This window comes from Salipiger sp., from assembly GCF_059781815.1.
Genome location: NZ_JBYNAH010000316.1, coordinates 1 through 4092, shown reverse-complemented (window position 1 = coordinate 4092; position 4092 = coordinate 1). Strand labels below are relative to the sequence as shown.

The 4092-nt window shown below is 72.5% G+C and carries 4 protein-coding genes; 3 read left to right on the top strand and 1 reads right to left on the bottom strand.

Translation table 11 applies throughout. The annotated features are described in order from the left end of the window. A partial coding sequence (locus tag AC6RA4_RS23755) for an FAD-dependent oxidoreductase (RefSeq protein WP_500164513.1) occupies nucleotides 1–1239 on the bottom strand: 1239 nt, incomplete at its 3' end. 230 nt (nucleotides 1240–1469) lie between these two features. On the opposite strand from AC6RA4_RS23755, the gene AC6RA4_RS23750 reads away from it, so the two are divergent. From AC6RA4_RS23750 to AC6RA4_RS23740, 3 genes are read left to right on the top strand one after another with little or no spacing between them, the layout of a single operon-like run. Further along, nucleotides 1470–2210: a 5-oxoprolinase subunit B family protein gene (locus AC6RA4_RS23750; RefSeq protein ID WP_500164515.1), complete on the top strand. Its 741-nt coding sequence runs from the start codon at nucleotides 1470–1472 to the stop codon at nucleotides 2208–2210. Then, a complete protein-coding gene (locus AC6RA4_RS23745; RefSeq protein ID WP_500164511.1) occupies nucleotides 2207–3220 on the top strand; it encodes a 5-oxoprolinase subunit C family protein in 1014 nt (337 codons plus the stop codon). Before AC6RA4_RS23750 ends, AC6RA4_RS23745 begins: the two co-directional genes overlap by 4 nt. 13 nt (nucleotides 3221–3233) lie before the next feature. Beyond that, nucleotides 3234–4010: a LamB/YcsF family protein gene (locus tag AC6RA4_RS23740; RefSeq protein ID WP_500164509.1), complete on the top strand. Its 777-nt coding sequence runs from the start codon at nucleotides 3234–3236 to the stop codon at nucleotides 4008–4010. The last annotated feature ends 82 nt before the right edge of the window (nucleotides 4011–4092 follow it).

The window sequence follows — 4092 nt, the reverse complement described above, 5'->3', positions numbered from 1 at the left end:
CGCGGCGGAGAGCGCGTCGCGCCCGACCTTGGCGCCGCAGCCGCCGCACATCGGCTTGTCGCCGAGCGCCTCCCGGCTGCCGGCGGCGCGCGGGCTTGGCAGCGGCGGCGGGGCCATCTGCGGCAGGTCGCGGAAGCGGTCCATGAATTTCTGGTCGATATGGTCTTTCCAGCGCCACATGGCGGGGCCGGAGAGGGCGAGGCCGAAACGGTCGGCGAGGGCGGATTTCTCGCCCAGCGAGATCAGCTTGAGATAGTCGCGCTGCGGCCGGTAGGGGCGGGGCGTGCCCTCGCCGGAGAGCCGCTTGCGGAGGTTGTCGAAGAGGATCGGGGCCTGGCGCACGGCGTAGACCCCGGCCTTGGGGCGCGGGGTCTCGGCCATGTGGGCGCAGTCGCCGGTGGCGAAGATGTCGGGATCGGAGCTTTGCAGCGTCGGTGCGACGGTGACGAAACCCTCGTGGAGCGCGAGGCCGGTTTGCGACAGCCAGCCATGCGGGCGGGCGCCGGCGGCGCCGGTGATGAACTGGGCCTCGATGTGGCGCCCGTCTGCGAGGCGCAGGCCTTCCGCAGTGACCTCTGTGATCGTTGCGTCTTCGTGCAGGGTGACGCCTTGCGCGGTGAGCGCGGCGCGCAGCCTGGTTGCGGCCTGCGGGCGCAGGGCGGAGAGCGCGGTGCCATTGTCGACGAGGTGGACTTCGGCCGCGCGGGCGCGCGTTCTCAGCGCGAAGGCCATCGCGGCGGCAAGCTCGGCCCCGGCGACGCCGCCGCCGATCACCGCGACGGAGGCGGGTCCGTCTGCGTCGCGGTAGCGTTGCCAGGCCTCGGCGAAGGGGCCGAGGGGCTTGGCGGGAATGGCATGGTCGGCAAAGCCCGGCAGGTCGGGCATGGCGGAGGTGATGCCGATGTCGATCGAGGCCACGTCGAAGCCGATGGGCGGGCGGCCGGGCACGTGGATCTCGCGCGCGGCGAGGTCGATGCCGGCGGCGGCGCCGAGGATCACCCGGGCGCCGGCGAAGCGGGCGAGTTTCACCAGATCGATATCCAGCGCGTCGCGGTCGTAATGCCCGGCGACGAAGCCGGGCAGCATGCCGGAATAGGGCGCGGTGGGGCCGGGGTTGATCACGGTGAGCCGCGCCCCGGGCAGCGGATCCATGCCCCACATGCGCAGCACCAGCGCGTGGCTGTGGCCGCCGCCGATCAGCACGAGGTCGCGGGTGAGGGGCAGGGACGGGGTCTTCATCGGCGGGCTCCGGGATTGGTCGGGGTGGGATGTAGCACGTTGCGCCGGGCGCGCCCATGCGCCACGTGGTGCCGCCGGGGAGGGGGAGGGGCGCTGCCCCTCTGCCGCCCGAGGGACGGCATTCACCCCGGGATATTTCCGGCCAGAAGAAGACAGGGGCGCGGGTGGCTTGCGGTGGGCGCGGGGTTTGTTAACACTCGAACGAGTTTTCTCGTGAAGGACCGAGCATGATGGCGCTGGATCAGACCGGCTTTCCGATCATCCGCACCGCCGGCATCGACGGCATGCTGGTAAGCTTCGGTGATCGGCTGGAGGAGGCGGCGAACCGCGCCGCCATCGCCTTTCGTGCCGAGGTCGCGCGTGCGGGCTGGGACGGGGTGTCGGAGAGCTCGTCCTCGCTGGTCTCGTGCTACCTGCGCTTCGATCCGCTGGCGCTATCCCATGACGAGCTCGAGGCGCGGCTGCGGGCGCTGATGGCCGCGCGCGACTGGTTGCTGGCCGAGCTGCCCGGAGGGCGACGGCTGCATCGCATCCCGACGGTCTATGGCGGCGCGCTGGCACCGCAGTTGGGCGAGGCGGCGTCGGAGGCGGGGCTCTCTGAAGCGGCGGCGGTAGAGATGCTGTCGGAGGCGCGGGTGCGGGTGACGGCCCTGGGCTTTGCGCCGGGGCAGCCCTATCTCGGGCTGCTGCCGGAGGTCTGGAATATTCCGCGCCAGTCGGCGCTGACGCCGAAGGTGCCGAAGGGCGCGCTGGTGCTGGCGATCCGGCAGCTGGTGCTCTTTGGCGTGACCGCGCCCACCGGCTGGCGCCATGTCGGGCAGACCGCGGCGGAGCTGTTCCGGCTTGGCGATGAGCGGCCGTTCCTGCTGGCACCGGGGGACGAGGTGATGTTTCCGGCGGTGAGCGAGGCGGAATTCGAGGCGTTGCGCGGGGCGCCGGGTGGCGGCGCGAGCTGGGAGCCGCTGGCATGAGCCGGGCGCTGATCGTGCACCGCGCGGGGCCGGCGCTGAGCTTGCAGGACGAGGGCCGTCCGGGCTGGATCACCTACGGGCTGTCGCGCGGCGGGGCGATGGACCGGCTGGCGCTGGCCGAGGGCGCGGCGCTGCTGGGGCAGCCGGTGGGGGCGGCGCTGGAGATGGGTGGCCTCGGCGGGCGCTTCGAGGCCAGCGAGGACATGCGCATCGCGCTGACCGGCGCGCCGATGCGCGCCACGCTCGACGGCGCGCCGCTGCTCTGGCACGCCTCGCATCTGCTGCCTGCCGGCGCGGTGCTGGAGATCGGGCCGGTGACCAGTGGCGCCTATGGCTATCTCAGCGTCGGCGGCGGCTTCGCCGAGCCAGAGATCCTCGGTGCGCAATCGGCGCATCTGACCGCCGGGCTCGGCGGGCCGGTCGAGGCCGGGGCGCGGCTGGCCGTGGGGCCGGACCGGGGCGGCGAGACCGGGCGCAAGCTCGCGGTCGAGGAGCGTTTCAACGGCGGCACGCTGCGGGTTGTGGCGAGCCTGCAGACGGCGATGTTTTCCGAGGCGCAGCGCGCGCGCTTCGGCGAGGAGGGCTTCACCCGCGACAACCGCGCCAACCGCATGGGCGTGAAGGTGAACCCCGATGGCGAGGGCTACGGCGTCGAGGGCGGGCTCTCGGTGGTCTCGGAGGTGATCTCGCCCGGCGACATCCAGATGACCGGCGACGGCGCGCCCTTCGTGCTGATGGCCGAGAGCCAGACCACCGGCGGCTACCCGCGGCTGGCCACGGTGATCCCCGCCGACCTGCCGCGCGTGGCGCAGGCCCCGGCGGGGGCGCGGCTGCGGTTTCGCTGGATCTCGCTCGAGGAGGCGCTGACGGTCGAGGCAGGCTATCGTCGCCACATGGCCGAGCTGCGCCGCCGGGTGGAGCCGGTGGTGCGGCACCCGGGCGATGTCCCTGATCTTCTGTCGCACAAGCTGGTGAGCGGGTTCTCCAGCGGCGATCATCACGACCATTGAGAAAGGCTTTCACATGACATCGGTGGATCTCAACGCGGATATGGGCGAGAGCTTCGGCCCCTGGGTGATGGGGCAGGATGCAGAGCTGCTCGAGGTCATTACCTCGGCCAATATCGCCTGCGGCTTCCATGCCGGCGACCCGGACGTGATGGCGCAGACCATGGCGACGGCGGTGGCGCGTGGCACCGGCATCGGGGCGCATCCGGGCTTTCCCGACCTGCAGGGCTTCGGGCGGCGCAAAATGACGCTCTCGCACGACAGCCTGCGCAACCTCGTGGCCTACCAGTTCGGCGCGGCGCGGGCGATGGCCCACGCCGCCGGCGGAGAGGTGCGGCACCTGAAGCTGCACGGGGCGCTGGCCAATATGTGCTCGGCGGACGAGGCGATGGCGCGGGCGGCCTACGAGGGGGCGCTCTCGGTCGATCCCGAGATCATCGTGATGGTGCTGGCGGCCACGGCGCAGCAGCGTGCTGTCGAGGCGCTTGGCTGCCGCTGGGCGGGCGAGATCTTTGCCGACCGGGCCTATAACGACGATGCCACGCTGGTCGACAGGTCGCTGCCGGGCGCGGTGATCCATGATGCCGAACTTGCCGCGCGCCGGATGGTGGCGATGGTGCAGGCGGGCGCGATCATCACCGAGAGCGGCAAGCACATCCCGGCGGCGGTGGACACGATCTGCCTGCATGGCGACGGCAAGACCGCGCTCGAGATCGCGCGCCACGTGCGGGCGTCTCTGGAGGCGGCGGGGGTGACGCTTGAGGTTTTCCCGGGGCGGCGCGGCCCGGTCTGAGTCCGGTCGCAGCGGGGGGGGGGGGGCCCCCCCCGGGGGGGGGGGGGGGGGGGGGGGGCCGCGGGCGGCGACGGGAGACAAA